The organism is Pseudomonas sp. BCA17 (assembly GCF_004519405.1).
Classification (GTDB): Bacteria; Pseudomonadota; Gammaproteobacteria; order Pseudomonadales; family Pseudomonadaceae; genus Aquipseudomonas.
This window is the reverse complement of the sequence record NZ_SGWI01000005.1, coordinates 274,515-300,976: the sequence shown is the minus strand read 5'-3', so window position 1 is coordinate 300,976 and position 26,462 is coordinate 274,515. Positions and strand designations below refer to the sequence as shown.

The following is a 26,462-nucleotide window of genomic DNA, read 5'->3' as shown; positions in this document are numbered from 1 at the left end:
AAAAAAAACCGCGATCCAGCCTGGCTGGGTCGCGGTTTTTTATTCGCGGCTATCTATTAATAGTGCGGCGGTGGTGCTTCTTCTTCGGATGTCTCGAACTGGCCACCCATTTCTTCCTGGCGCTTGAGCAGCGCAGTCATCTGCAGTTGCAGGCGCTCAACGGCCCGTTGCTGGGTGACCAGAATGTCATTGAGGGTCTCGATGGTGTCGTCCTGGAACGCCAGGCGGCTTTCCAGATCGGTGACGCGGTCTTGCAGGTCCATGGTTCAATCCTGGGCAAAAGTGAAGTCGGCAGGCAGTAGCTCGCGCAATTGACTACGGATAGCCACCACCTGCTCTTCGGTATAAGGCACCGCCGGATGCTTGCCCCAGACCGGTGCAGGCCAGGCGGCGTCATCGCGCTTACGCACAATCACATGCACATGCAGCTGGCTGACCACGTTGCCCAGGGCGCCAATGTTCATCTTATCGGCCACCAGCCCGTCATTGAGCAACTGCGCCAACGCTGTCGTTTCCTGCCACAGTGTTTGCTGATCGGCCACATCCAGTTGAAACACTTCGCTGATACCGTTGATACGCGGCACAAGAATGAACCATGGGTAGTTGGCGTCATTGGACAGCAGCAGGCGGCAAAGCGGGAAATCTCCCATGACCTTCGTGTCTTGTTGCAGGCGTTGATCTAAGGCGAACACGTGGGTACTCCGTTCAGCAGGTCGATTTCAGGCCGCCAGCATACCTTCGATTGCACCCGGCTTCACGGCGAATGCGCACGGCCTTGAGTCAACCCGACAAAATTCCATGCCCTGTTTCGATGCAGATGAATAGTTGAGCTACGCTAATGTTGGCCTCAAACAGATGCACCAAAATGACCCACTTGTGCTTCAAAGGGATCCGCCGATTACCCACCGGAGAGTGTGAACCGGTAACGTTTTGCCCTGGCGCAGGATTTATGCACCACCGGAGGGGTAAATGGCCCATGCGTCAAGCCCAAACCAAACGGCGTAAAAAGCCCGTGCTTATGCGGTTTTTACAGTGTCGGAATGTTTTTCACGAAAAAATCACATTCGGTTACGCCTTTGTGCACGCTTGTTGCATTCACACCCCTATCGTCGGCAACGACACCCACTTGGAAGCCGGTGTTTCGCGATAAAAAACAGCAGCGTTTCAATGCACATCAGGGATGAGTTCAAACTTGGAAAGGTGGTTTGAGAGCGTATTGAAGTTGTCAGCCCGGTTACAGTTGGGCTGTGAATTTGCGACATGGAGCTAGCGATTTACGACAGCCTCGTAAAGAAGCTGAAAGGATAGATGGGTAAGTATCGTCATTAGAGTCTGCGTGATATAACTTTGCGCCGACACAAAAAAGAAAGAGCCGCCCAGATAAAAATACAGGTGGGACGGCAGTACTCTTCCTAAAACCAAAGGAGCAAATCACGATGCGCGTGATGAAGTGGAGCATGATCGCCCTGGCTGTTTCAGCAGGCACCTCGCAGTTCGCAATGGCGTCCGCCCAGGACGATTCCAAGGGCTTTATCGAGGACAGTACAGCCAGCATTCTGACTCGTACCCTGTACTTCAGCCGTGACTTCCGTAACAACGCGCCTGGCACTCAAAGCCGTCGCGAAGAAACCGGTCTTGGCTTCCACGGTCTGTTCAGCTCGGGCTACACCCAAGGCACCATCGGGGTCGGTTTCGATGCGATCGGCTTGCTGGGCCTCAAACTCGACAGCGGCAAGGGCCGCGCCGGCACCGGCCTGTTCCCTAACGGCTCCGATGGCCGTGCGCAGGATGACTATTCCAAAGGTGGCGCTGCCGTCAAGTTCCGTATTTCCAATACGGTCCTGAAAGTGGGCGACCAATACACCACCGCGCCGGTATTCGCCTCCGACGACAGCCGCCTGCTCCCAGAGCTGCCGCAAGGCATCTCGATCACCAGTAACGAGATCAAGGATCTGAAACTGGAAGCCGGTCACTTCACATCGATCGTTGCCCAGGATCACACCTCTAAGGACAGTATCTCCAGTTCGGAGCCGGGCACAGGCACGGGGCTGAGAGACGCCAACTTCATCGGCGGCGTTTACGCCTGGACTCCTGAGTTCACCACCAGCCTCTACTACTCGAAAGTGGAAGACTACTGGAAGAAGCTCTACGCCAACGTGAACTGGACCCACGCGCTCGACAAAGATCAGTCGGTGGCCGTTGACTTCAACATCTACAGCACCAAAAGCGACGGCGCCGGCCTGCAACGCGCTGAAAAAGACAACACCACCAAGCTGGATAACCGTGCCTATAGCTTGCAAGGCGCGTACACCTACCAGGCTCACACATTCACCTTGGCCTACCAGAAGGTCAGCGGTGACGGTGACTACGGCTACGGCGTAGACGGTGGCGGCACGATTTTCCTGGCCAACTCCGTCGCCCGTTCCGACTTCAACGCTGAAGACGAGAAATCCTGGCAGGCTCGCTATGACCTGAACATGGCTACTTTCGGCGTCCCAGGCCTGAGCTTCATGACTCGTTACGTCAGCGGTAGCGGCGCCAACACCGGCACCACTTCGAACGGTAAAGAGTGGGAACGCGACATCGAAGCCAAATACGTGATCCAGAGCGGCCCGGCCAAAGACCTGAGCCTGCGCGTCCGTCAAGCGACCTATCGTTCGTCTGACGGCGTGTACTACGGTTCGGCGTCCATCGACGAACTGCGTCTGATCGCGCAATACCCGCTGAACATCTTGTAATTAGCTGTTTTATTACAACGATGACTTAAGGCATCCGCCTTAACTAAAAAGCCGCTCCCCTGTTCACAGGAGAGCGGCTTTTTTATTGCAGTTTTATTTCAGTCGAAAAATAACTAGCAAGCTAACTAACGAGATTAAGGCTCTGCGCCGAACCTGACCAATCAGCCAAGTTCGACAGCCTCACACTTAGTTACTTCGCAGCACTTTCCTGCATCACACGAATTACCCGCTGCGGAAACGGAATATCAATACCCGCTGCTTTTAAACGATCACGCGCCAGTTCATTGAGCATGAAAGTCACATCCCAATAATCCGCCGTCTTGGTCCAGCAACGCAGAGAAACGGTGATCGAACTGTCGCCCAGGGTCGAAACCACTGCGACCGCGGCCGGGTCTGCCAACACGCGTGGGTCTTTCGCCAGTTCCAGCAACACTTCACGGGCTTTCTGCAGGTCGGCTTCGTAATCGACACCCACGTCGAACACCACCTTGCGGGTCGGCTGACGATTGGTGTTGGTGATGAGGCCGTTGGACAAGCTGCCGTTCGGAATGATCACGGTCTTGTTGTCGCCGGTGCGCAACACCGTGTGGAAGATCTGGATGCTGTCGACAGTACCCGAAGTGCCCTGGGCTTCGATCCAGTCACCAATGCGAAACGGGCGGAACAGCAGAATCAGTACGCCGCCGGCAAAGTTCGCCAGGCTGCCTTGCAATGCCAAGCCAATGGCCAAGGTAGCGGCACCGATCGCAGCCACGAACGAGGTGGTCGCCACACCGATCATCGAGGCCACGTTGACCACCAGCATGACTTTGAGCGCGATGTTCGCCAGGCTGGTAATGAAGTGTTGCAGCGCCAGATCAGCATTGCGCAGTGCCAGCAAGCGCCCCACGCGGTGGGTCAACACGTTGATCAGCCACCAACCGATGGCCAGGGTGATCACTGCCAGCAAAAACCGGCTGCCGTATTCCATGATCATCGGGATCCAAGACTCCGAGGTCTTGATCAAGTGATCCACTTCAGCATTCAAATCCATCTACATTCTCCTGTTACCGGGTGCTCGGCGTATTTAAGTGGCCATAAATACAATTGAGCCCCGTAGGGCTCAATCGTCGACGCAGGTGCTGGGGCGTGGGACGTCAAAAACGCCCACAGGTTCCGCAAAGTGCCATCAGTCGCGGAAGTTATTGAACTGCAGCGGCATGTCGAACGTCTTGGCGCGCAAGGCCGCGATGGCCTCTTGCAGGTCGTCACGCTTCTTGCCGGTGACGCGGACCTGTTCGCCTTGGATGGCGGCCTGAACCTTCAGCTTGGCATCCTTGATGTGGGCGACGATTTTCTTGGCCAGCTCTTTATCGATGCCTTCCTTGAGGACCGCTTCCTGCTTCATCAGCTTGCCCGAAGCGTAAGCGTCCTTGATTTCAAGACATTGTGCGTCGATCTTGCGCTTTACCAGGGACAACTTGAGGATCTCGATCATCGCTTCCAGCTGGAAATCGGCTTCAGCGGTCAGGTTGACGGTCAGCTCTTTTTCCTTGAATTCGAAGCTGCCCTTGCCTTTCAAGTCATAGCGACGGTCCAGCTCCTTGACGGCGTTCTCGACGGCGTTGGTCACTTCGTGTTTGTCCAGTTCGGATACCACGTCGAACGAAGGCATGTCATTTCTCCAATATAAGGGGCGGGCTCAGTAGAGATGGAGCGCGCCCAAGCTAAAATGCCGGGGCATTATAGCGGTTCTTTTGTCCCGTTCGCTGCGGGCGACCCTTCGGAGCACAAACTGATGTCGACCACCTGGCATATTCTCGGCGCGGGCAGCCTGGGCACACTCTGGGCCACTCGCCTGGCGCGCGCCGGCGTGCCCGTGCGGTTGATTCTGCGCGATGAAGCGCGCCTGGCCAGTTATCAGGCAGCCAAGGGACTGACCCTGGTGGAACAGGGCGTAGAACACACCTACCCGGTGATTGGGGAAACGCCCGACTGCCCGGAACCGATTCATCGTCTGCTGGTAGCGTGCAAAGCCTACGACGCGCAAAGCGCCGTTGCACAGTTGCACGCTCGCCTGGTACCGGATGCCGACCTGATCCTGCTGCAAAACGGGCTCGGCAGCCAGGACGCCGTAGCCGCCCAACTGCCTCAGGCCCGCTGCATCTTTGCCTCCAGCACCGAGGGCGCTTTCCGCGACGGTGACTGGCGTGTGGTATTTGCCGGCCACGGCTACACCTGGCTGGGAGACGTCGGTCATCCCACGCCGCCACTGTGGCTGGATGATCTGCATGCCGCCGGTATACCCCACGCATGGAGCACCGAGATTCTTACGCGCCTGTGGCGCAAGCTGGCCCTCAACTGCGCGATCAACCCATTGACCGTGCTGTACCAATGCCGCAACGGCGGCCTGCAGGACCATCAATGCGAAGTTGCGACCTTATGCGCCGAGCTGACCGAGTTGCTCGAATGGTGCGGTCAACCGGCCGCTGCCGAGCAGTTGCACAGCGAAGTGGAACGGGTGATCCAAGCCACCGCCGCCAACTATTCCTCCATGTATCAGGACGTAAACAACGGTCGCCGTACCGAAATCAGCTACCTGTTGGGCTACGCCTGCGAAGCGGCTGCCCGCCACCAATTGACCCTGCCGCACTTGCTACAAGTGCAGGCGCGCCTGGTCGAGCACTTGCGTGCACATGGATTGGCCAGCGACTGAGGCACGCGCTACCCTGCCTACCTGTCTATCACCTGGAAAAAACCTGATGCCACTGCGCCAGCGTCTTGAAAACCTACCGGTAGGGCAGAAACTGCTGGCCGCCCTCTTGGTACTGTTGACCACAGTATTGTTAGTGGCCAACCTGACGTTCATCAGCGCCGCCTACTGGATCTCCCAGGAAAGCATGGCGCCCCAGGCTCTGCAGGCCATCGGGCGGTTGGTCTCCAACCCGTCACTTGCCGCTGAAGCCCTCGAATCGCCCGCCAAGGCCGAAGCCCTGCTCAATGAGCTGACCAGCTATTCACCGCTGCGCGCCGCCGCGCTGTATGACGGCGAAGGCATCCGCCTGGCGCAGATGCAGCACAACAATCGCCTGCACCTGCCGGATAATTACCGGCATATCGAGGCCTGGCGCGTCACCGAGTTTCGTAGCAACCAGGTCATCACCCTGCCCCGCGCCGGCCAGCCGTCCGGGCATCTGCTGCTGGTGGCCAGCAGTGAACTGCCGATGGCGTTTTATACCGGCACGCTGACGGCAAGCCTGGGCATCCTGATTTTCAGCGTGCTGCTGTGGCTGGTGATCGCCCGACAGATCAAGCGCCTGATCACTCGCCCGATCCACGAACTGGAAGAACTGTCGCGCCAGGTGACTCGCGAAGAGAACTACTCCTTGCGCGCCGAACGCGGCAACCATGATGAGATCGGCAGCCTGGCCGAAGCTTTCAACACCATGCTGTCACGCATCGAAGCCCGCGAGCAGCAGCTCAAACGCGCCCGCGATGACTCCCAAGCCGCTTACGACCAAGCCCAGGGCCTGGCCGAAGAAACCCGCCACACCAACCGCAAACTTGAACTGGAAGTGCAAGTTCGCAGCAAGATCGAGAAAAAACTCACCGGTTTCCAAAACTACCTGAACAGCATCATCGACTCGATGCCATCGGCGTTGATCGCCCTGGACGAACAGCTCTACGTCACCCAGTGGAACCAGGAGGCAAGCGCACTTTCCGGTACGCGCCTGGATGAGGCGTTGAATCAACCGATCTTCCTGGCCTTCCAACCGCTCAAACCCTACCTGACGCAACTCAAGGCCGCAGTCGAGCAGCACACCGTGGAACGCATCGAGCGCGTTACCTGGGTCAAGGATGACGAGCCCAAACACTACGCCCTGACGTTTTACCCGTTGATGGGCGGTGCGGGGCGCGGCGTGGTGATCCGGATCGACGACATCACCCAGCGCCTGTCGCTGGAGGAAATGATGGTGCAGTCGGAAAAAATGCTCTCGGTCGGCGGGCTCGCAGCGGGCATGGCTCACGAGATCAATAACCCGCTGGGGGCCATCCTGCACAACGTACAGAACATCCGTCGCCGCCTGTCTCCCGACCTGCCCAAGAACCTGGAACACGCCGAACAGGCGGGTATCGAGCTGGACACCGTCAACCGCTACCTGCAAAGCCGCGAAGTGCCGCAGTTGCTCGACGGCATCCAACAAGCCGGGGCGCGGGCAGCGAAAATTGTCACCCATATGCTCAGTTTCAGCCGCCGCAGCAATCGCCAGATGGCCCCCTGCGATTTACCGGCGCTGATCGACCAGGCGGTGGAAATCGCCGGTAACGACTTCGACCTGACCATCGGCTTCGACTTCAAGGGCCAGGCGATCATCCGCCAATTTGATCCACTATTAGGCCCGGTGCCGGGCACCGCCAACGAGCTGGAACAGGTGCTGCTCAACTTACTGAAAAACGCGGCGCAGGCCATTCACCTGCGTGAAGACGACAGCGAGCCGGGGCGCATTATCTTGCGCACCCGCCTCAACCCGCCGTGGGCCGAAATACAAGTGGAAGACAATGGCATCGGCATGAGCGAAAACGTGCGCAAACGCACTTTCGAGCCATTCTTCACCACCAAGGAAATCGGCCAAGGCACCGGGCTTGGGCTGTCGGTCTCGTATTTCATTATCACCAACAATCACAAGGGCCAGATGGAGGTGCACTCTACGCTCGGCCAAGGTACCTGCTTCACCCTGCGCCTGCCCTTGGCGGGCAGCCAAATGCCACCCTACGAACTCACGCAACTGGAGCAATGACCATGGGCTTTCGCCTGTCGAAGATCTATACCCGTACCGGCGACAAAGGCGAAACCGGCCTCGGCGACGGCCGGCGCGTGCCCAAGGACCATCCGCGGGTGGAGGCCATAGGTGAAGTCGATACCTTGAACAGTCAATTGGGTCTGCTGTTGGCCGAACTGGAGGAGCAGAGCGGCAAGCACCCTGAACTCAACGATGTGATTGAGGTTCTGACGCCTTGCCAACATCGCTTGTTCGACCTGGGCGGTGAACTGGCGATGCCGGTGTACAAAGCCTTGAATGCAGCGGAAGTCGATCGGCTGGAAGCGGCGATTGATCGCTGGAATGAAGAAGTCGGGCCGCTGGAGAACTTCATCCTGCCCGGTGGGTCGACGCTGATCGCCCAAGCCCATATCTGCCGCAGCCTGGCGCGTAATGCGGAACGGCGGTGTCAGCAGTTGAATGCGCTTGAGCCGCTGGAAGGCGTAGGGCTGGCGTATATCAATCGGTTGTCGGATCTGTTGTTTGTAGCGGCGCGTGTGATTGCCCGGCGCCAGGGTGTGGCTGAGGTGTTGTGGCAGGCGGCTGCAAAGCCGCACTGAGATTACGGGATGCCTGAGCCGACCTTGTCATAAGGAAGCCCTCCCCCACACCTGATTGTGTTCACACATCAAAATATGGGAAAGGGCTTACTCATAATGGGGCCTGTCAGACCTCAGGCCAGAACGCCCGAATCCCTGCAACCCCCTGCGCCCCAGCTTCCCAGGCCTGCTCCCGCTCGGCTGGGCCAAGCCCGCCCAACAGGAACACCGGCTTACTGAACCCGCTGATCAACTGCGCCGCCTGCTCCCAGCCCAAAGGCTGGGCATCGGGATGGGTCAGGGTCGGTTGCACCGGCGACAGCGTGACGAAATCCACGTCCATCATCTGGGCGAGGGCCAGTTCCTCGGCGTTGTGACACGACGCCGCCAACCAGCGGTCCTTCGGCAGCGGTCGGCCCTTGCTCGCGTATTTACGCAGTTGTGCCGAGGTCATGTGCCAACCGGCCGCAGGAAAGTCCCCCAGCCATTCGAACGGCCCCTTGAGCATCAACTGGGCCTTGCCGGCACACAGGCCAACCGCGTCCACCGCCAGGTCACGATACTTTGGGTCGTAACCGGTGGGCGCGCGCAGTTGAACCAGTTTGATACCACCCGCAATGGCTTTCTGGATACCACGCAACAGCGTGGGGGTTTCCAGCTCACCCGGGGTGATCAGGTACTCGGCAGGCAAGCGCGCAGCGGCAACGATCGGTGCATTGGCCGCCGGGAACTCATAGTTGATGAGGTCACGCGGCGCTGCCCATTCCAGCGGTTGTCCTTCGGCGCCATGCGGCTCCCCCGTGAACGCCGAGACTTCCCAGACATCCAGCAACACCTGTTTGTCCGGATAGTCATGCTGCACCTTTATCAGCGGCCGTGCCGTGGTGACCCGGATGCCCAGCTCTTCGTGCAGCTCACGCGACAAGGCGGTTGCAACCGACTCACCGGCCTCCACCTTGCCACCCGGAAACTCCCAGAGGCCGCCCTGATGCTGGGTATCGGCGCGGCGTGCCAGCAGAATCCTGCCGTCGGCGCCGCGGATCACCGCTGCTGCTACATGCACTCGTTTCACCGCGCTTATCCTCTTGGCTATCAGGTACGGTATTCCGCGTTGATCTTCACGTACTCGTGGGACAGGTCGGTGGTCCAGATGGTTTCGCTGCACTCGCCGCGACCCAACTCGATACGGATGGTGATTTCTTCCTGCTGCATCACCGCCGAGCCCTGCGCCTCGGTGTAGGTCTCGGCGCGGGCACCGCGGCTGGCGATGCACACATCGCCCAGGAATACATCGATCTTGCTCACGTCCAGATCCGACACACCGGCACGACCAACGGCAGCCAGGATGCGTCCCCAGTTCGGGTCAGAGGCGAACAGTGCGGTCTTGATCAACGGCGAGTGAGCCACGGTGTAGCCCACATCCAGGCATTCCTGGTGGTTGCCGCCGCCATTGACTTCAACGGTAACGAACTTGGTGGCGCCCTCACCGTCGCGCACGATGGCCTGGGCCACGTCCATGCACACTTCAAACACGGCCTTTTTCAGCGCGTCAAACAGTGGGCCTTCGGTGGTGGTGATTTCCGGCAGGCTGGCCTTGCCGGTTGCGATCAACATGCAGCAATCGTTCGTGGAGGTGTCACCATCGATGGTGATCCGGTTGAACGACTTGTTGGCGCCGTCCAGCATCAGCTTGTGCAGCACATCACGGGAGACTTTGGCATCGGTAGCGATGTAGCCGAGCATGGTGGCCATGTTCGGACGGATCATGCCCGCGCCCTTGCTGATGCCGGTCACAGTGACGGTCACGCCTTCGTGCACGAACTGACGGCTCGCGCCCTTGGGCAGAGTGTCGGTGGTCATGATGCCGGTGGCGGCGGCCGCCCAGTTATCCACAGACAGGTCGTCCAGTGCGGCTTGCAACGCGCCTTCGATTTTCTCCACGGGCAGCGGCTCACCGATCACGCCGGTGGAGTACGGCAGCACTTGGCTGGCGTCCACGCCCGCCAATTGGGCCAGCTTGGCGCAAGTGCGCGCAGCGGCAACCAGGCCAGGCTCGCCGGTACCGGCGTTGGCATTGCCGGTGTTGGTCAGCAGGTAACGAATCGAGCCGGCAACGCGTTGCTTGGCCAGGATCACCGGTGCCGCGCAGAACGCGTTGAGGGTGAACACACCCGCCACGGTCGAGCCTTCGGCACAGCGCATCACCACCACATCCTTGCGCCCCGGGCGCTTGATGCCGGCCGAAGCGATACCGAGTTCAAAACCGGCAACCGGGTGCAATGTGGGCAAAGGACCAAGACCAACAGCCATGAATGCGCTCCTCAAAAATAGGTGATATCTGTGCCGTCGTGAGCGACGGTGAAATTAATGGCAAAACGCCGCGACGGCAGAAGCCGGTCGCGGCGCGGAGTGTTGCAGCGTCGGGCAAAAATCTTATTCGATCTGGCCGTGGCAGTGTTTGAATTTCTTGCCCGAACCGCAGTAGCACAGTTCGTTGCGGCCCAGCTTCTGCTCGTTGCGAACCGGCGTCTGAGCCAGCGCCACATCGACCTCTTCGCCCAATGCTTCAGGCGCTTCCAGGCCCGGCGCCTCATCGTGCTGGAACTGCATGCGAGCGGCCAGCGCCTCGGCTTCCTGACGCAGGCGAGCCTCTTCCTCGATCGGGTCTTCGCGACGCACCTGAACGTGGGACAGCACGCGAATCGAATCGCGCTTGATCGAATCCAGCAGTTCGGAGAACAGCGTGAACGACTCGCGCTTGTACTCCTGCTTCGGGTTCTTCTGGGCGTAGCCACGCAGGTGGATGCCGTGACGCAGGTGGTCCATGGTCGACAGGTGGTCTTTCCACAGGTCGTCCAGCACGCGCAGTACGATTTGTTTCTCGAACGTGCGCAGTGCCTCGGCACTCGCCTGCTCTTCCTTTTCGTTGTACGCGGCCAACAGCTCGGCCATCAGCTTCTCGCGCAGCGTCTCTTCGTACAGGTGATCGTCTTCGTCCAGCCACTGCTGAACCGGCAGGTCGACACCGAAGTCGCTCTTCAACGCCGCTTCCAGGCCCGCGACGTCCCACTGCTCAGGCAGGGACTGTGGCGGGATATGGGCACTTACGGTGGCGTTGAGCACGTCCTGACGGAAATCGGCGATGGTCTCGCCAATATTGTCGGCGGCCAGCAACGTGTTACGCATGTGATAGATCACTTTACGCTGTTCGTTGTTGACGTCATCGAACTCAAGCAGCTGCTTACGAATATCGAAGTTTCGACCCTCCACCTTGCGCTGGGCCTTCTCGATGGCGTTGGTCACCATGCGGTGCTCGATCGCTTCACCGGACTGCATGCCCAGGGCCTTCATGAAGTTCTTCACCCGGTCCGAGGCGAAGATACGCATCAGGCTGTCTTCCAGCGACAGGTAGAAGCGGCTGGAGCCGGCGTCACCCTGGCGACCGGCACGGCCACGCAACTGGTTGTCGATACGACGCGACTCATGACGCTCGGACGCAATCACCTGCAAGCCACCGGATTCCAGTACGGCCTGGTGGCGCTTCTGCCAGTCGGCCTTGATCTGGGCGATCTGCTCGGGGCTAGGGTTTTCCAGTGCCGCGACTTCCACTTCCCAGTTACCGCCCAACAGGATGTCGGTACCACGACCAGCCATGTTGGTGGCAATAGTCAGTGCGCCTGGACGACCGGCCTGGGCAATGATTTCGGCTTCTTTTTCGTGGAATTTGGCGTTGAGCACCTTGTGCTCGATGCCTTCCTTGTTGAGCAGGTTGGACACGTGCTCGGAAGTCTCGATGGTGGCAGTACCTACCAGTATCGGACGGCCTTGCTTCATGCCCTCTTTGATGTCGTTGATGATGGCCGCGTATTTCTCTTCGGCCGTCAGGAACACCAGGTCGTTGAAATCTTTACGCGCCAGCGGCTTGTTCGGTGGAATCACCATCACGGCCAGGTTGTAGATCTGGTGGAACTCGAACGCTTCGGTGTCGGCTGTACCGGTCATGCCGGACAGCTTGTTGTACAGACGGAAGTAGTTCTGGAAGGTGGTGGACGCCAACGTCTGGCTTTCAGCCTGGATGTTGAGCCCTTCCTTGGCTTCGATGGCCTGGTGCAGGCCTTCGGACAGACGACGACCCGGCATGGTACGGCCGGTGTGTTCGTCAACCAGTACGACCTGGCCGTCCTGGACGATGTATTCGACGTTGCGATGGAACAGCTTGTGAGCGCGCAGGCCGGCATACACGTGGGTCAACAGGCCCAGGTTGTGTGCCGAGTACAGGCTTTCGCCCTCGGCCAGTTCGCCGATCTGGGTCAGCATCTCTTCGACAAACTGGTGGCCGGCTTCGTTGAGTTCGACCTGACGGGTCTTCTCGTCGATGGTGAAGTGACCTTCTTTGGTCACCACACCTTCGACTTCCTCGATGTGCTGCACCAGACGCGGGATCAACTTGTTGATCTCGGTGTACAGGCGGGAGCTGTCTTCGGCCTGGCCAGAGATGATCAGCGGGGTACGTGCTTCGTCGATGAGGATGGAGTCGACTTCGTCGATCACGGCAAAGTTGAGTTCACGCTGGAATTTTTCTTCCATGCTGAACGCCATGTTGTCGCGCAGGTAGTCGAAACCGAATTCGTTGTTGGTGCCGTAGGTGATGTCGGCGGCGTAGGCGGCACGTTTCTCTTCCGGCGGCTGGAACGGCGTTACCACGCCGACGGTCAGGCCGAGGAATTCATACAGCGGGCGCATCCAGTTGGCGTCGCGGCGAGCCAGGTAGTCGTTCACCGTCACCACGTGCACGCCCTTGCCGGACAGTGCGTTGAGGTAAACGCCCAGTGTTGCCACCAGGGTCTTGCCTTCACCAGTGCGCATTTCGGCAATCATGCCTTCATGCAAGGTCATGCCGCCGATCAATTGAACGTCGAAGTGGCGCATGCCCATGACACGCTTACCGGCTTCACGGGCGACCGCAAAGGCTTCGGGAAGCAGTTTGTCGAGGGTTTCACCTTTGGCTATGCGGGCCTTGAACTCTTGGGTCTTGGCGCGCAATTGGTCGTCCGAAAGGGCAACCATCTGCTCTTCGAGGGCATTGACCAGCTGCACCGTCTTGAGCATGCGTTTGACTTCGCGCTCATTCTTGCTTCCAAAAAGTTTCTTTAACAAAGGCGCAAACATATCGGCAGGTTCTTCCACACATAGGGATGGAGGGCGCACCGTGAGTGGCCCGAGCAGCCCTCACGGCCGCATGCGAACGCGCATTCTACCCGGAATCGTGGGTGAGGAAAGTGGCGTTGTTCCCAGAGGCAGGCATGGAGCTGTGAGAGGGCTTGTTTAAAATAAGGGCTTTTGCGCGAACTTCAACCCATGGAGCACAGAAGTTACCGATTGATTTCACGGGTAAAACCGCTCGGATGCGTGGCCCGCGGGCATACCGGCGCTTTCTGTTAAGATAGCGGCTCTGTTACTTTAGGTGTCTAAACATGGCATTTCGCCCGCTTACAGCCCGTGCCCCTGGCGTGTTGCTCCGCGAAGCCAAGCCCTTGAAAGCCATCTTTGGCCATGCGCAACGCTTGGGCCATTTGCAACGCCTGCTCGAAAGCCAGCTGCAACCCGCCGCACGAGAACATTGTCATGTAGCGTCCTGGCGTGAAGGGCAGTTGCTATTAATTGTCACAGACGGCCATTGGGCGACCCGCTTGCGTTATCAGCAAAAACGCTTGCAGCGACAATTGATGGCATTCGACGAGTTTGCCAGCTTGACGCGCATTCAGTTCAAGGTGCAACCCTCCACCTCGCCGCAAAAAACGGCAGGCCAGACGATGGACCTATCGGAAAATGCGGCCGAAGCGATTCAGGCTACGGCCGATGAGATCCGGGATCCGGGCCTGCGCGCGGCGCTGGAGCGGCTGGCCGCCCATGCCAGGCCCAAATCCTGAACCGCTACTTGCGCTTGCTGCCACCCAATAACGACCCCAACAAGCCACGTACCAACTGGCGGCCCATCTGATTGGCGGCCTGCTGCATCGCCGACTTCAGGGCCTTGCCTGCCGTCGTTCCCAGAAATGCGCCGGCTTTATCGGTAAAGCTCGGTTCTTCGGCCGCCGGCGTGGCTTGCTCCTGGGTACCCAGGTCTTTGCGGGCCATCAGCACTTCATAGGCCGATTCCCGGTCTATCGGCTTGTCGTACCGCCCCAATAAAGGCGAACCGGCGATCAACGCAGCCCGCTCAGCTTCACTGAGTGGCCCGATCCGTGATTGTGGAGGCGCGACCAGCACCCGCTGGACAACTTCCGGCGTACCTTTTTCCTGCAAGGTGCCCACCAGCGCCTCACCCGTGCCCAGTTCCGTCAACACCGACAAGGTATCGAACGCAGGGTTGGGACGAAAACCATCGGCCACCGCCCGCAGGGATTTCTGCTCTTTGGTGGTAAATGCCCGCAAACCATGTTGTATGCGCAGGCCCAGTTGCGCGAGCACCGTGTCAGGCAGGTCACCCGGGGATTGCGTGACAAAATACACGCCCACCCCTTTGGAGCGAATCAGGCGCACCACTTGCTCCAAACGGTCCTGCAGGGCCTTGGGCGTATCCGCGAACAACAAATGCGCCTCGTCGAAGAACAGCGCCAAAAGCGGCTTGTCTGCGTCGCCGCGCTCGGGGAGTTGTTCGAACAACTCAGCCAGAAGCCACAGCAGGAAGGTCGCGTAGACCTTCGGCGCCTCATGCACCAGGCGGCTGGCGTCCAGCAGGTGGATCCGCCCGCGCCCGTCGCTGGCGGGCTGCAAAATATCTTCGAGCTGCAGGGCCGGCTCGCCAAACAAGGCTTCGGCACCCTGCTGCTCCAGCACAGCGAGGCGTCGCAATAGCGCCTGACTGGAGCCGGTGGTCATCAGCGCCGCATCGTCGCCCAGCAGTTCCGGGTGATAGCGCAAGTGGTTGAGCAGTGCCTTGAGGTCCTTGAGGTCCAGCAGCAACAAACCCTCACGGTCCGCCACCTTGAAGGTTGCATAGAGCGCCGACTGCTGGCTGTCGGTAAGTTCCAACAGGCTACCGAGCAACAACGGCCCCATTTCGCTGATGGTCGTACGCAACGGATGGCCGGATTGCCCGTGGACATCCCACAACGTTACCGGGTAGGCCTTGGCGGTGTAATTGAGGAAAGGCATTCCTGCAATGCGCTCGGCGACCTTACCCTGGGGGTCGGCTGCGGCACCCAGGCCGCAGAGATCACCCTTGATGTCGGCGGCGAATACCGCCACGCCCGCATCACTGAAGGCTTCCGCCAGACGCTGCAGGGTGACGGTCTTGCCCGTGCCGGTGGCACCGGCAATCAAGCCATGACGGTTGGCCAGGCGCATCGCCTGAGCAATGGGCTGGCCGTCAAGGCCGGCACCGATAAGAAGTTGCGTGGAGTCAGGCATTTCGTCACCTATGGTTAATCTTTAGTGCAGCCAAGCCGATACAAGCCAATGTGAGACCCACAAAGTCTAAAAATAGGTCAGAGGGCTCCTACAAAAACCCACAGAACTATTGCCAGAAGTACCACACCTTTTTTGACGCTGCCATTTTGCGCCTCCCAAAAGGACGCGCTTTGGATATTTAAGACCTTAGCGGACCCTACAAGCCATGAATAAAAACCTGCGCTTCAGCCACAAAATCCTGCTTGCAGCCTCCCTTATCGTCATCGCCGCCTTCGCGCTGTTTACCCTCTACAACGACTACCTGCAACGCAACGCGATCCGCGACGACCTCAATAACTACCTGCATGAAATGGGCGATGTCACCGCCAGCAATATTCAAACCTGGCTCACCGGGCGCATCGTCCTGGTGGAAAACGCCGCACAAAATATTGCCACCAATCCCGAACCGTCCGCCGTTGCCACCCTGCTGGAACAGAAAGCACTGACCTCCTCATTCATGGCGACCTACGTCGGCGACAGTAAAGGGACCTTTACCATCCGTCCCGACACCAAGATGCCGGACGGCTTCGACCCGCGAGTCCGCCCCTGGTACAAAGGCGCCCAAAGCAGCAACGGTTCGACCTTGACCGAACCCTATATCGATGCAGCAACCGGGCAGTTGATCATTTCGATCGCCACGCCCAGCGCCAAAGGCGGCCAGAGTATCGGCGTGGTGGGCGGCGACCTGAGCCTGCAAACCCTGGTGGATAACATCGGCGCACTGAACTTCGGTGGCATGGGCTACGCGTTCCTGGTCAGTGCCGACGGCAAAGTGCTGGTGCACCCGGACAAGAACCTGGTGATGAAGGCCCTGGCGGATGTGTACCCGAAAAACACCCCGAAGATCAGCGCTGACTTCAGCGAAGTGGAGGCGAACGGCAAAACCAATATCGTGACCTTTACCCCGATCAAAGGCTTGCCGTCGGTCAACTGGTACCTGGGTATTTCGGTGGATAAAGATAAATCCTTCGCAATGCTCAGCCAGTTCCGCACGTCGGCGGTGATCGCCACGATCATCGCGGTGGTGATCATCATCGCCCTTCTGGGCATGCTGATCCGCGTCCTGCTGCAACCATTGCACGTAATGACCCGGGCCATGCAGGACATCGCCGATGGCGAGGGCGACCTGACGCGACGCCTGACAATCCAGAATAATGATGAGTTCGGCACCCTGGGCAAGGCCTTCAACCGCTTCGTGGAGCGTATCCATACTTCGATTCGCGAAGTGTCCTCCGCCACCGAGCAAGTCAACGAAGTGGCCTTGCGGGTGGTCAGCGCCTCCAACTCGTCAATGGTCAACTCGGACGAACAGGCCAATCGCACCAACAGCGTCGCCGCCGCCATCAACGAATTGGGTGCCGCCGCCCAGGAAATCGCGCGCAACGCGGCACAAGCCTCGCAGCAAGCCAGTGACGCACGGAGCTTGGCCGAAGACGGCCAGCAGGTGGTGGAAAGCAACATCAGGGCGATGAACCAACTGTCCGAGATGATCAGCGCTTCCGGCAACAATATCGAAGCGCTTAATAGCAAGACGGTCAATATCGGCCAGATCCTCGAGGTGATCACCAGCATCTCTCAGCAGACCAACCTGTTGGCGCTCAACGCCGCCATCGAAGCGGCACGCGCCGGGGAAGCCGGCCGAGGGTTTGCGGTAGTGGCTGACGAAGTGCGCAACCTGGCCCATCGCACCCAGGAATCGGCGCAACAAGTACAGAAAATGATTGAAGAACTTCAGGTCGGCGCTCGGGACTCCGTCAGCACCATGAGTGAAAGCCAGCGCCACAGCCAGGACAGCGTGGAAATCGCCAACCTGGCCGGCGAACGCTTGAGCAGCGTGACCCAACGCATTGGCGAGATAGACGGTATGAACCAGTCTGTCGCTACCGCCACCGAAGAGCAGACCTCGGTGGTGGAGTCGATCAACATGGACATCACCGAGATCAACACCCTTAACCAGGAAGGTGTGGAGAACCTGCAATCAACCCTGCGCGCCTGCACTGACCTTGAGCAACAAGCATCGCGCTTGAAGCAATTGGTGGGCAGCTTCCGGATCTGACGCCTGCGCCCGCCGCTTCCAGTGCGGCGGGCCGCTATTTTTGCCGGGTCTCGTCTTTAGGCTGCTCCTGCTCCCACAACTCGGCGGCGCCGGGAAACTCGGTGCCATCCTCTGCGTCCAGGTCGTCCGGGTCATACCGGCTCAAACACCCCTCCCCCAACGTTGCGGGGGCTTTTGATGTGGCTTTGTCCAGTGGGTCGCTCATCGTTCAGTCCTGCGCAGATGTAAAAAGGGCCTGGGTCGATTTAACGCCCAAGCCCTTCCTGGTTCAATCACAACGCGGGATCAGAACACAACGGTCTTGTTGCCATGCACCAGGACGCGATCTTCCAAGTGATAACGCAGGCCACGCGCCAGCACCATCTTCTCGACGTCACGCCCGAAACGCACCATGTCTTCAATGCTGTCACTGTGACTGACACGAACCACGTCCTGTTCGATGATCGGACCTGCGTCCAACTCTTCGGTAACGTAATGGCACGTTGCGCCAATCAACTTCACGCCACGCAGCGATGCCTGGTGATACGGCTTGGCCCCGACGAACGACGGCAAAAAGCTGTGGTGAATGTTGATCACCTTGCCGGCGTATTCGCGGCACAGTTCCGGCGGCAGGATCTGCATGTAGCGCGCCAGCACCACCACGTCGGCATCGTGCTGCTTGACCAGACGGGAGACCTCGGCGAACGCCGGCTCCTTGTCCTGCGGATTGACCGGTACGTGGTAGTACGGGATGCCATGCCATTCCACCATGCTACGCAGGTCGTCATGGTTGGAGATCACACAGGCGATCTCGCAATCCAGCTCATCACTGTGCCAGCGGTGCAACAGGTCGGCGAGGCAGTGGGACTCACGACTGGCCATCAGCACAACACGTTTTTTCTGCTCGGTGTCGGTGATGTGCCATGTCATCGAGAACTCTTCCGCGATCGGCGCGAACGCCTCACGGAAGGCTTCAAGACCAAAGGGCAGCGTGTCGGCACGAATTTCGTGCCGCATGAAAAACCATCCGCTGAGATCGTCCGAGTGATGGCTCGCTTCGGTGATCCAGCCGTTATGGGAGGCCAGAAAGTTACTGACTTTGGCAACGATGCCAACCCGGTCCGGGCAAGCAATCACCAGCCGAAAAGTGCGCATTAGGGGGAAACTCCAGAACTTCGCAAAGGCCGCCATTCTAGCGATTGCGCAGAAAAACTGCAGTATTCCTTGCGCCCTGTTCTGAGCCCGGGTCGCGCCCCGCCTTAATAGCTTAAGGATTTACCACCTCTATATGACCGTACAACGGCAAGCTCACGCATTTATCAAAAAAATAAACCAGACTATCTTTAGGCTTGCGACCTACTAATTAACTCGACTGCGCGGCATTACGACAAACATTCAAAGTAATTCACATAAATGCCTGCTTAAATGTTTACTTGATGAAATTGCCTGACTATTATTAGGCCACTCTCCCTCTCAATCAGCGCTCTACATAAGGTAGTCCCCATGTCACTGATCAACGAATACCGCGCCACCGAAGAAGCTATCAAAGAGCTGCAAGCCCGTTTGAAAAACCTGTCCCAAGACGACAAGCTGAAAACCGAGCTGGAATTCGAAGGCAAACTGCGCACTCTGATGGGTGAATACTCCAAATCCCTGCGCGACATCATCGCGCTGCTGGATCCAGAGTCGAAAGTTAAAGCACCGCGTGGCGCCGTGAAAACCACCGGCACCAAACGTGCTCGCAAGGTCAAGCAATACAAGAACCCGCACAACGGCGAAGTGATTGAAACCAAAGGCGGCAACCACAAGACACTGAAAGAGTGGAAAGCCAAGTGGGGCGGCGATGTGGTTGAAGGCTGGGCTACCCTGCTGGGCTAAGCCAGGTCGGGCTCTCGCCTGATACGCGATACACGAAAAACGCCAGCTTGCTGGCGTTTTTCATGCCTGGATACTCTGCAACTAGCGACTACACGTTCAAACGAGCAGCCAGCGAATCGGCATACTCCTGCCATTGGTCCAGTACCTGGCACTGAAACGGTGTAGCACTAACAGCCAACTCTGCGCATGCCTGTTTAAATGCCAACAGCGTATTGGGCGCTCCCCATTCAGCATTTGACAAACGCTGCTGACAAAAAAGTTTCCAACGTTGTTGCTCGTCGTTGTCCAGGCTTTCAGGAAAGTTACGGGCGCGGTAGCGAAATAATAATTCCGGCAAACGATGATCATCGAAAGGCCACTGCTGACGTGCTAGTTGTGCAGGCTCCGCCGCACGGACTTGTTCGCATAAACGGCGATCGCGGTCACCGATAAAACCATCGTAGAGCTGCTGCTCGGGGTCGGCAGTCGATGCAAAATCTTCCTCGCTGTAAATGGCTGCCAACTTGTCACGCCAAACTTCCTGTGCGTCAGTTAGTCGCAGTGCCCGCGCCTGACAGGTGTCCATATCCAACTGAAGCCGCTCGCGGTCTTGCGCCCTTAACACATTCAGCGGGGCAACGACCGGACAACGGTTAATATGCAACAACTTGAGAGGAACCGGCAGTTCACCTTCCCCCAGGTCATCACGGCGCGTGTAGAGGCGCTGACGCAACACATCGGCGTCCAGGTCCAGCAAAGCCTGGGGATCAAGCCCGAGGTCGCAGACGATCAACGCATTGCGATTGCGCGGGTGCCAGGCCAACGGCAGCACTACCCCCAGGTAATGGCGCTCGGCGGAGAACCGCCCGGAAATATGCACCATCGGTTGCAACAGGCGCACCTGATCCATCACCCGTTGCTTACTGCGCAGTTGAAACAGCCATTCATACAACTTGGGCTGTTTTTCTCGAACCAGCCGCGCCAAGGCGATGGTTGCACGTACATCGGACAACGCATCATGAGCCTGCCCGTGATCGATACCATTGGCTTGCGTCAGCCGCTCCAGCTTGAGGGTTACCCGCCCATCCTGCTCCGGCCAGGCAATCCCCTCGGGACGCAGGGCGTAGGCGGTGCGGACTACATCGATCAAATCCCAGCGACTGTTCCCCCCCTGCCACTCCCGTGCGTAAGGGTCGAAAAAATTCCGATACAAGCTGTAGCGCGTCATTTCATCGTCGAACCGCAGGGTGTTATAGCCGGCACCGCATGTGCCGGGCGCAGCCAACTCGGTGTGCACCCGCGTCATGAAGTCGGCTTCGGCCAAGCCCTTCTCCGCCAGCACGCCAGGGGTAATACCGGTGATCATGCAGGCGGCCGGATGGGGCAGGATATCGTCGCTGGGTTGACAATAAAGATTGAGCGGCGGGCCGATCTCGTTGAGTTCGAGGTCGGTACGAATTCCGGCCACCTGGAGCGGGCGATCGCTGCGCGGGTTGATGCCGGTGGTTTCATAGTCGTACCAGAAAATGGAGGTCACGAGCTGTTCCTGTGCTGAAGATCGACAAAGTCTAGGCGCAGCGAGGCATCCGGGGCCAGCGATACCTGCACTGTACAAATACCCAGTAAAACTTGAAGGGTTGCTTCCACCGTCGACACTGCTAGCATCCGTGTCTGTTAACCGGTCAGCACTGCCAAGGATCGCAATGCCATCAGCCCCGCTGGATACCCGCTACCAGATCGAAACCCCGGAGGGTATCGACCTGCCCTTGCGCCCCGCCGGCCTGCCGGCACGAGCGTTAGCCTTCGCTTTTGACCTGGGTTTGCGTGGTCTGCTCATGGCTATCCTGATCGTGCCCCTGGCGCTACTTGGCAACATCGGCATCGGCCTGGGCTCGCTGCTCCTGTTCCTGGTCAGTTGGTGGTACATGGTGCTGTTTGAAGTCCTCAACCAGGGCAGTTCCCCAGGCAAGCAGGTCATGGGCCTGCGTGTCGTGCAGGACGACGGCACCCCCATCGGCTGGTCGGCCTCCCTGATCCGCAACCTGTTGCGCTTTGTCGACATGCTGCCTTTCGGCTACTTCCTCGGCGCCATCAGTTGCCTGCAACATCCCCATTTCAAACGGCTCGGCGACCTGGCCGCCGGGACGCTGGTGGTCTACCGCGAGAAGCCGCTGGTTCGGCCCCGCATACCTCAAGCTGCCGCTCTGCGCCTGCCGTTTACACTGGACCTGAACGAACAACGTGCCATCCTCGCGTTCGCCGAACGCCAGGGCGAACTGTCGGCCGAGCGAGTGCATGAACTGGCCTCGATCCTCGCTGTGCCCCTGCACGTGTCCCCGGCCCGTGCAGCGGAACAACTCAACGGTGTGGCCCGCGGCTTGTTGGGGCCGACATGAAGCAGAGCCAATTTGAAAGCCGCCACCAGCAGCAATGGCAAACCTTCGCCAGACAACTGGAACAGTTGGAACAAGGTAAAGCCAAGGCCGGTGATGTCACCGACTTCCCCTATCAGTATCGGCGGCTTTGCCAACACCTGGCCCTGGCCCAGGAGCGCGGCTATAGCAGCTACCTGGTGGACCCGCTACAGCAACTCGCACTGCGCGGGCACCAACAACTGTACCGTCATCGCAGCCAACTGGCGGCGAACGTATTGGCTTTCATCCTGGCCGACTTCCCCCGCCTGGTGCGCGAGCAGTGGCGCTTTTTGCTGGTCGCCAGCCTGTTGTTCTTTGGCAGCCTCGTGGGTATAGCCCTGCTGGTCTATCTGTTCCCCGACCTGATCTACAGCATCGTCAGCCCTCAACAGGTCGCTGAAATGCAAGGCATGTACGACCCCGATGGCAGCCACCTGGGACGCGCGGCCGAACGAGCCTCCAGCGAAGACTGGATGATGTTTGGCTATTACGTGATGCACAACATCGGCATCGCCTTCCAGACATTTGCCGCCGGCTTGCTGTTTGGCCTGGGCAGTGTGTTCTTCCTGATTTTCAACGGTTTGATCATCGGGGCGATCTCCGGGCACCTGACCGAAATCGGCTATGGCCAGACGTTCTGGTCATTTGTGATCGGTCACGGTGCATTCGAACTCAGTGCCATCGCTCTGGCCGGCGCGGCAGGTTTGCAACTGGGCTGGTCGCTGATATCTCCCGGGCATTTGACGCGCAGCGAGTCCCTGCGCCTGGCAGCGCGCAAAAGCGTGCAGATGCTCTGTGGCGTGATGGTATTCCTGCTGATCGCTGCGTTTATCGAAGCGTACTGGTCATCCATCGCCACGATCGCCCCCTGGATCAAATACCTCGTGGGCGCCGTACTGTGGTTGTTGGTGGCCGCTTACCTGAGCCTGGCTGGACGGTCCCGTCATGCGCCTGACTGATGCCAGCGTGGTGATTCGCCCCCGTACCTCCTGGGAAGCCATGGACCTTGGCGTACTCATGGCCAGGGCACATCGCCGGCTGTTAATGAGCAGTTGGGCGATGGCCACTTTGCCGATATTTACCTTGCTCACGGTATTGCTGTGGGAATACCCGTCTTTTTCACTGTTCCTGTTCTGGTGGCTCAAACCGGCCTTCGACCGCCTCCCGCTGTACATCCTTTCCAAGGCCCTGTTTGGTGAAATACCCAGCACCAGGCAAGCCGTGCGCCATTGGCCGCGCCTGCTCAAGGGCCAACTGCTGGCCAGCCTGACCTGGCGCCGACTGAGCCTGAGCCGCAGCTTTGTGCTGCCGGTAAACCAGCTTGAGGGGCTGGACGGCCTGGCACGTCAGAAACGCCTGGGAGTATTGCTGCAGCATAACGCTGGAGCAGCACGCTGGCTGACCACCATCGGGATGCACCTGGAAATCGGCCTATGGTTTGGTTGCATGGCCCTGTTCTATCTATTCATTCCAGAACAGCTGGAACTGGACTGGGACTGGCAACGAATGGCGTTGGCATCAGGCTCGAACGACCTATGGGTGGAACATCTGGGCAATGCTGCCTACGCCTTGATACTGGTGTTCTGGGAACCCATCTACGTCGCCTGCGGTTTCAGTCTGTATCTCAACCGCCGTACTGCCCTGGAGGCCTGGGATCTGGAACTGATATTCCGCAGCCTGCGCCAGCGTCTAAGTGGCATCGTCCCGCTGCTACTGGTGGTGGTCGGGTTGATGCTCGCGCAAGTCACTCCACCGGCCATGGCAGCCGAACCCGTGGGCTCCAAACAGCTCAGTACTCACTCCGCCAGCCAATCCATTCAGGAGGTGCTGGAGCATCCTCCCTTCAAGAACCCTGAAACCGTCACCCGTTATCGCTTTGGCGAAGAAAAAACCGCCGTCAGGAGCAAAACAAAAGGCGACGGTAAATTGCCCGCATGGCTGCAGGCACTGTTGGATAACCTCAACAGTAATGCCTTCAAACACGTCGCCGAAGGCTTGAAAATACTGCTGTGGAGCCTGTTGATTGGCGCAATTGCCCTACTGGTGTGGCGCTACCGTGAATGGATGCGTACGTTTGTGCAACGTAGCCGACAGCCCTTACCCAAAGCGGTCAAACCGGTTCCCGCTCAGTTGTTCGGGTTGGACCTGGGGGTTGAAACCTTGCCGGAAGATATTGCCGGCACTGCCGAACAGCTATGGTCCACCCAACCCCGGGAAGCCTTGGGCCTGCTGTATCGCGGCCTGCTCAGCCGGCTACTGCACGAGTTCAACCTACCGCTGAAAAACGCCGATACCGAAGGCCAGGTACTGGAACACGTTCATCGTTTACAGCAACCGCAGTTGCTGGCTTTCAGCGACGAACTGACACGCCACTGGCAAAACCTTGCGTATGGGCACCGCCTTCCTCCGACTGCTGCCCAACAACAGCTTTGCAACGATTGGCGTGTGCTCTTCAGTTCGGGAATGCACCAATGAACAGGCCATTGCTGTGGGTGGCGCTGCTGCTGGTTTGCCTGCTGGGAGCTGGCGGTCTGTACGCGTGGCACAAGGCGATCCCTTATGACGAAGTAATCGACCACGGCCCGTCCGCGCAGGCACAGGCCAATCCCTATCTGGCAGCCGAGTACTTCCTACGCAGGCAAGGCCTGACAGTGGAGCATGCGAATGGCATCGAACGGCTGGCCGATCTGCCAGCTAAAGGCCAAAGCCTGTTGCTGCTGGGCGAGCGCAGCAACATGACCCCGCGCCAGGTCGAGCAACTGTTGGGTTGGACAAAGGCCGGAGGCCACCTGCTGGTGGTGGCCGAGGCGTTGTGGGATGAGGAAACGGGCAAGAGTGGCGACCTGCTGCTGGATCGCCTGGAGATTCACCAAACCCTGAGTGATACGTTCGACGAGCCGGCATCGCCACGTAAAAAGAAAGCACCGGACTTGACCAAGCTCTACGTCGACAATGAAACCGCCCCGGCTTACTTCAGTTTCGATACCAACTTCAACCTCACCGACCCAAGACACCTTGCCCAGTTTTCAGCCAATAGCGCCAAGTCCAGCCACCTGATGCAACTCGACCTTGGGCAAGGCCATGTGACGGTGGTCACCGACAGCGACCTGTGGAAAACCCCGAATATCGGTAAACACGATAACGCCTGGCTGCTGTGGTACCTCAACCAGAACACTGGCGTGACGTTGTTGTTCAACAACAACGCGGACAATTTACTCACCTTGTTGTTGCGCTATTTCCCCCAGGCTTTGGTGGCACTTTTCGCACTGATAATCCTGGCGCTGTGGCACGCCGGCATGCGCGAAGGCCCGATACAACCGCCAGAACCCAAGGCGCGCCGACAGTTGCAGGAGCATTTGAAGGCCAGCGCCGATTTTCTGCTGCGTCGCGGTGGGCAGGGCGCATTGTTGCAAGCGTTGCAACGCGACATCCTGCGCGCCGCCCGCAAGCGCCACCCAGGCTTTGAACACCTCGACACCGCAGCACAATGGCAGGTACTGGAACACCTGACCCGACAACCCTCCCATGCCATCAGCCAGGCGCTCGGCCCACTCCCGCCGAGGCGGCTCTCCAGCGCCGATTTCAGCCGGCAAGTGACGTGCCTGCAAACCCTCAGGAATGCCCTATGAGCGAATACCCACCGACCAAAGCCCTGACCGGCGCAACCCTGCAGCATGCCAGCCAACAGGCCCAGGCTTTGCGCGTTGAATTGCGCAAAGCCGTGATCGGTCAGGATCAGATCATTGATGACGTGCTCACAGCACTGATTGCGGGAGGCCATGTATTGCTCGAAGGGGTGCCTGGCCTGGGCAAGACCCTATTGGTCCGCGCATTGGCCCGCTGTTTTGGTGGCGATTTCGCACGCATCCAGTTCACCCCTGACCTGATGCCCAGCGATGTCACCGGCCACGCCGTCTATGACCGGCATACCGAACAGTTCAAGCTGCGCAAGGGGCCGGTGTTCACTCACTTGCTGCTGGCCGACGAAATCAACCGCGCTCCAGCCAAGACCCAGGCCGCGCTGCTTGAAGCCATGCAGGAACGGCAAGTCACCCTTGAGGGTGAAGCGTTGCCCATCGGCCAACCATTCATGGTGCTGGCCACCCAGAACCCCATCGAACAGGAAGGCACCTACCCCCTGCCGGAAGCCGAGCTGGATCGCTTTATGCTCAAGGTGCGCATGGACTATCCCGACGCCCAGCAAGAAGTGGATATGGTGCGCGAAGTAACACGTTCATCCCGGGCGGACATGCTGGACGTGCAACCATTGCGCACTGTGCTGCACGCCGACGATGTGGTGCAGATGCAACAGATCGCCAGTGAGATGCCCCTGGATGAACAAGTGCTCGATTATGCTGTACGCATCGCGCGCACCACACGCAGTTGGCCAGGGCTGACCATCGGCGCCGGCCCACGGGCGTCCATCGCTCTGGTGCGCGGAGCTCGCGCGCGTGCCCTGCTGCGCGGCGGGGAATTTGTCACACCAGACGACATCAAGGGCTGCGCCCTGGCTGTACTGCGTCACCGGGTACGTATTGCGCCTGAGCTGGACATCGATGGGCTGGAGGTAGACCAGGTGCTCAAGCAGTTGCTTGATCAGATTCCGGCTCCAAGGCAATGACGCGGAA

General features: G+C 58.9%; 23 protein-coding genes and 1 pseudogene. 13 read left to right on the top strand and 11 right to left on the bottom strand.

Annotated elements, in window-relative coordinates:
- Positions 1-56: 56 nt before the first annotated feature.
- Both EXW71_RS19920 and EXW71_RS19915 read right to left on the bottom strand, forming a co-directional pair.
- A complete protein-coding gene (locus EXW71_RS19920) occupies positions 57-263 on the bottom strand; it encodes a SlyX family protein (RefSeq protein WP_015885618.1) in 207 nt (68 codons plus the stop codon).
- A 3-nt stretch (positions 264-266) separates the two neighbouring features.
- Positions 267-692: an HIT domain-containing protein gene (locus EXW71_RS19915; protein WP_134660116.1), complete on the bottom strand. Its 426-nt coding sequence runs from the start codon at positions 690-692 to the stop codon at positions 267-269.
- Between the two features lie 744 nt (positions 693-1,436).
- On the opposite strand from EXW71_RS19915, the gene EXW71_RS19910 reads away from it, so the two are divergent.
- Positions 1,437-2,738, top strand: a complete 1,302-nt coding sequence (locus EXW71_RS19910) for an OprD family porin (RefSeq protein WP_134660117.1) — start codon at positions 1,437-1,439, stop codon at positions 2,736-2,738.
- A 190-nt stretch (positions 2,739-2,928) separates the two neighbouring features.
- On the opposite strand, the gene EXW71_RS19905 is transcribed toward EXW71_RS19910, so the two are convergent.
- Positions 2,929-3,771 carry a mechanosensitive ion channel family protein gene (locus EXW71_RS19905; protein ID WP_123715714.1) on the bottom strand — a complete coding sequence of 281 codons (843 nt, stop codon included), beginning with the start codon at positions 3,769-3,771 and terminating at the stop codon, positions 2,929-2,931.
- A gap of 135 nt (positions 3,772-3,906) precedes the next feature.
- Positions 3,907-4,392 carry a YajQ family cyclic di-GMP-binding protein gene (locus tag EXW71_RS19900; RefSeq protein ID WP_003175814.1) on the bottom strand — a complete coding sequence of 162 codons (486 nt, stop codon included), beginning with the start codon at positions 4,390-4,392 and terminating at the stop codon, positions 3,907-3,909.
- A gap of 123 nt (positions 4,393-4,515) precedes the next feature.
- Between EXW71_RS19900 and EXW71_RS19895 the strand changes: the two genes are divergently transcribed.
- The 3 genes from EXW71_RS19895 to EXW71_RS19885 are packed head-to-tail and all read left to right on the top strand — an operon-like array spanning position 4,516 to position 8,097.
- Complete coding sequence (locus tag EXW71_RS19895) at positions 4,516-5,433, top strand: putative 2-dehydropantoate 2-reductase (RefSeq protein WP_134660118.1); 918 nt, start codon at positions 4,516-4,518, stop codon at positions 5,431-5,433.
- A 46-nt stretch (positions 5,434-5,479) separates the two neighbouring features.
- Positions 5,480-7,516, top strand: a complete 2,037-nt coding sequence (locus tag EXW71_RS19890; protein WP_134660119.1) for an ATP-binding protein — start codon at positions 5,480-5,482, stop codon at positions 7,514-7,516.
- Between the two features lie 2 nt (positions 7,517-7,518).
- A complete protein-coding gene (locus EXW71_RS19885; RefSeq protein ID WP_123715716.1) occupies positions 7,519-8,097 on the top strand; it encodes a cob(I)yrinic acid a,c-diamide adenosyltransferase in 579 nt (192 codons plus the stop codon).
- A gap of 106 nt (positions 8,098-8,203) precedes the next feature.
- On the opposite strand, the gene EXW71_RS19880 is transcribed toward EXW71_RS19885, so the two are convergent.
- From EXW71_RS19880 to secA, 3 genes are all read right to left on the bottom strand, one after another.
- Positions 8,204-9,148 carry a Nudix family hydrolase gene (locus tag EXW71_RS19880; RefSeq protein WP_134660120.1) on the bottom strand — a complete coding sequence of 315 codons (945 nt, stop codon included), beginning with the start codon at positions 9,146-9,148 and terminating at the stop codon, positions 8,204-8,206.
- 20 nt (positions 9,149-9,168) lie between these two features.
- Complete coding sequence (argJ, locus tag EXW71_RS19875) at positions 9,169-10,386, bottom strand: bifunctional glutamate N-acetyltransferase/amino-acid acetyltransferase ArgJ (protein ID WP_134660121.1); 1,218 nt, start codon at positions 10,384-10,386, stop codon at positions 9,169-9,171.
- 123 nt (positions 10,387-10,509) lie between these two features.
- On the bottom strand, positions 10,510-13,245 hold the full coding sequence (secA, locus tag EXW71_RS19870; protein ID WP_123715719.1) for a preprotein translocase subunit SecA: 2,736 nt from the start codon (positions 13,243-13,245) through the stop codon (positions 10,510-10,512).
- Between the two features lie 305 nt (positions 13,246-13,550).
- On the opposite strand from secA, the gene EXW71_RS19865 reads away from it, so the two are divergent.
- Positions 13,551-14,006, top strand: a complete 456-nt coding sequence (locus EXW71_RS19865) for a DUF721 domain-containing protein (RefSeq protein WP_123715720.1) — start codon at positions 13,551-13,553, stop codon at positions 14,004-14,006.
- 4 nt (positions 14,007-14,010) lie between these two features.
- Here EXW71_RS19865 and EXW71_RS19860 read toward each other — a convergent pair whose 3' ends face one another.
- A complete protein-coding gene (locus EXW71_RS19860) occupies positions 14,011-15,489 on the bottom strand; it encodes a helicase HerA-like domain-containing protein (protein ID WP_134660122.1) in 1,479 nt (492 codons plus the stop codon).
- Positions 15,490-15,694: 205 nt separating this feature from the next.
- Here EXW71_RS19860 and EXW71_RS29450 point away from each other — a divergent pair.
- Both EXW71_RS29450 and EXW71_RS29445 read left to right on the top strand, forming a co-directional pair.
- Positions 15,695-16,726 (top strand): annotated as a pseudogene (locus tag EXW71_RS29450) (cache domain-containing protein); the annotation flags it as partial.
- A 93-nt stretch (positions 16,727-16,819) separates the two neighbouring features.
- Positions 16,820-17,584 carry a methyl-accepting chemotaxis protein gene (locus tag EXW71_RS29445; RefSeq protein ID WP_372241339.1) on the top strand — a complete coding sequence of 255 codons (765 nt, stop codon included), beginning with the start codon at positions 16,820-16,822 and terminating at the stop codon, positions 17,582-17,584.
- 34 nt (positions 17,585-17,618) lie between these two features.
- Here the strand turns inward: EXW71_RS29445 and EXW71_RS28815 are convergent, their stop codons facing one another.
- On the bottom strand, positions 17,619-17,789 hold the full coding sequence (locus EXW71_RS28815) for a hypothetical protein (RefSeq protein ID WP_167659661.1): 171 nt from the start codon (positions 17,787-17,789) through the stop codon (positions 17,619-17,621).
- An 80-nt stretch (positions 17,790-17,869) separates the two neighbouring features.
- Positions 17,870-18,718: a formyltetrahydrofolate deformylase gene (gene purU, locus EXW71_RS19850; RefSeq protein WP_019821236.1), complete on the bottom strand. Its 849-nt coding sequence runs from the start codon at positions 18,716-18,718 to the stop codon at positions 17,870-17,872.
- 348 nt (positions 18,719-19,066) lie between these two features.
- Between purU and mvaT the strand changes: the two genes are divergently transcribed.
- Positions 19,067-19,441 (top strand): histone-like nucleoid-structuring protein MvaT, encoded by a 375-nt coding sequence (gene mvaT / locus EXW71_RS19845; RefSeq protein ID WP_003175830.1) that lies wholly within the window; start codon positions 19,067-19,069, stop codon positions 19,439-19,441.
- A gap of 88 nt (positions 19,442-19,529) precedes the next feature.
- Here mvaT and sbcB read toward each other — a convergent pair whose 3' ends face one another.
- On the bottom strand, positions 19,530-20,957 hold the full coding sequence (gene sbcB, locus EXW71_RS19840) for an exodeoxyribonuclease I (protein ID WP_123715723.1): 1,428 nt from the start codon (positions 20,955-20,957) through the stop codon (positions 19,530-19,532).
- 166 nt (positions 20,958-21,123) lie between these two features.
- On the opposite strand from sbcB, the gene EXW71_RS19835 reads away from it, so the two are divergent.
- The 5 genes from EXW71_RS19835 to EXW71_RS19815 are packed head-to-tail and all read left to right on the top strand — an operon-like array spanning position 21,124 to position 26,455.
- Positions 21,124-21,816, top strand: coding sequence for an RDD family protein (locus tag EXW71_RS19835; protein WP_134660123.1), 693 nt, complete (start codon positions 21,124-21,126; stop codon positions 21,814-21,816).
- Positions 21,813-22,793 (top strand): stage II sporulation protein M, encoded by a 981-nt coding sequence (locus tag EXW71_RS19830; protein ID WP_134660124.1) that lies wholly within the window; start codon positions 21,813-21,815, stop codon positions 22,791-22,793. Before EXW71_RS19835 ends, EXW71_RS19830 begins: the two co-directional genes overlap by 4 nt.
- A complete protein-coding gene (locus EXW71_RS19825) occupies positions 22,780-24,309 on the top strand; it encodes a DUF4129 domain-containing protein (RefSeq protein ID WP_134660125.1) in 1,530 nt (509 codons plus the stop codon). Before EXW71_RS19830 ends, EXW71_RS19825 begins: the two co-directional genes overlap by 14 nt.
- Positions 24,306-25,463, top strand: a complete 1,158-nt coding sequence (locus EXW71_RS19820) for a DUF4350 domain-containing protein (RefSeq protein WP_134660126.1) — start codon at positions 24,306-24,308, stop codon at positions 25,461-25,463. Before EXW71_RS19825 ends, EXW71_RS19820 begins: the two co-directional genes overlap by 4 nt.
- A complete protein-coding gene (locus EXW71_RS19815; protein WP_134660127.1) occupies positions 25,460-26,455 on the top strand; it encodes a MoxR family ATPase in 996 nt (331 codons plus the stop codon). Before EXW71_RS19820 ends, EXW71_RS19815 begins: the two co-directional genes overlap by 4 nt.
- Positions 26,456-26,462 lie beyond the last annotated feature (7 nt).

Coding starts and splice junctions, on each gene's coding strand:
- EXW71_RS19820 (WP_134660126.1), top strand. CDS start 24,306: ATGAACAGGCCATTGCTGTGGGTGGCGCTGCTGCTGGTTTGCCTGCTG.
- EXW71_RS29445 (WP_372241339.1), top strand. CDS start 16,820: ATGGTCAACTCGGACGAACAGGCCAATCGCACCAACAGCGTCGCCGCC.
- EXW71_RS19885 (WP_123715716.1), top strand. CDS start 7,519: ATGGGCTTTCGCCTGTCGAAGATCTATACCCGTACCGGCGACAAAGGC.
- secA (WP_123715719.1), bottom strand. CDS start 13,245: ATGTTTGCGCCTTTGTTAAAGAAACTTTTTGGAAGCAAGAATGAGCGC.
- EXW71_RS19895 (WP_134660118.1), top strand. CDS start 4,516: ATGTCGACCACCTGGCATATTCTCGGCGCGGGCAGCCTGGGCACACTC.
- EXW71_RS19910 (WP_134660117.1), top strand. CDS start 1,437: ATGCGCGTGATGAAGTGGAGCATGATCGCCCTGGCTGTTTCAGCAGGC.
- EXW71_RS19890 (WP_134660119.1), top strand. CDS start 5,480: ATGCCACTGCGCCAGCGTCTTGAAAACCTACCGGTAGGGCAGAAACTG.
- argJ (WP_134660121.1), bottom strand. CDS start 10,386: ATGGCTGTTGGTCTTGGTCCTTTGCCCACATTGCACCCGGTTGCCGGT.
- EXW71_RS28815 (WP_167659661.1), bottom strand. CDS start 17,789: ATGAGCGACCCACTGGACAAAGCCACATCAAAAGCCCCCGCAACGTTG.
- EXW71_RS19905 (WP_123715714.1), bottom strand. CDS start 3,771: ATGGATTTGAATGCTGAAGTGGATCACTTGATCAAGACCTCGGAGTCT.
- EXW71_RS19825 (WP_134660125.1), top strand. CDS start 22,780: ATGCGCCTGACTGATGCCAGCGTGGTGATTCGCCCCCGTACCTCCTGG.
- purU (WP_019821236.1), bottom strand. CDS start 18,718: ATGCGCACTTTTCGGCTGGTGATTGCTTGCCCGGACCGGGTTGGCATC.
- EXW71_RS19835 (WP_134660123.1), top strand. CDS start 21,124: ATGCCATCAGCCCCGCTGGATACCCGCTACCAGATCGAAACCCCGGAG.
- EXW71_RS19920 (WP_015885618.1), bottom strand. CDS start 263: ATGGACCTGCAAGACCGCGTCACCGATCTGGAAAGCCGCCTGGCGTTC.
- EXW71_RS19900 (WP_003175814.1), bottom strand. CDS start 4,392: ATGCCTTCGTTCGACGTGGTATCCGAACTGGACAAACACGAAGTGACC.
- EXW71_RS19815 (WP_134660127.1), top strand. CDS start 25,460: ATGAGCGAATACCCACCGACCAAAGCCCTGACCGGCGCAACCCTGCAG.
- EXW71_RS19860 (WP_134660122.1), bottom strand. CDS start 15,489: ATGCCTGACTCCACGCAACTTCTTATCGGTGCCGGCCTTGACGGCCAG.
- mvaT (WP_003175830.1), top strand. CDS start 19,067: ATGTCACTGATCAACGAATACCGCGCCACCGAAGAAGCTATCAAAGAG.
- EXW71_RS19830 (WP_134660124.1), top strand. CDS start 21,813: ATGAAGCAGAGCCAATTTGAAAGCCGCCACCAGCAGCAATGGCAAACC.
- EXW71_RS19865 (WP_123715720.1), top strand. CDS start 13,551: ATGGCATTTCGCCCGCTTACAGCCCGTGCCCCTGGCGTGTTGCTCCGC.